The sequence below is a fragment of the Alkalimonas delamerensis genome (assembly GCF_030717955.1).
Lineage (GTDB): Bacteria > Pseudomonadota > Gammaproteobacteria > Enterobacterales > Alteromonadaceae > Alkalimonas > Alkalimonas delamerensis.
The window spans coordinates 1-233 of the sequence record NZ_JAUZVY010000016.1; the positions used below are offsets into that span (position 1 = coordinate 1).

At 48.1% G+C, this 233-nt stretch carries 1 rRNA gene; it reads right to left on the bottom strand.

Annotated elements, in window-relative coordinates:
- Window positions 1-174, bottom strand: a 23S ribosomal RNA gene (locus Q3O59_RS15865); the annotation flags it as partial.
- Window positions 175-233: the final 59 nt, after the last annotated feature.

Consider the following 233-nt stretch of genomic DNA (forward strand, 5'->3'; position numbering starts at 1 on the left):
TCTTGCACCTATGTATTCAGTGCAAGATACTCTGTAAACAGAGTGGGTTTCCCCATTCGGAAATCCATGACTCATGCGGCTCTTACTGCCTCATCATGGCTTATCGCAAGTTAGTACGTCCTTCATCGCCTCTGACTGCCAAGGCATCCACCGTGTACGCTTAGTCACTTAACCATACAACCCCAAGTGGCCTTAAACCACATGAAGTCGCACGCTTGTGAGTAAGGTCACAA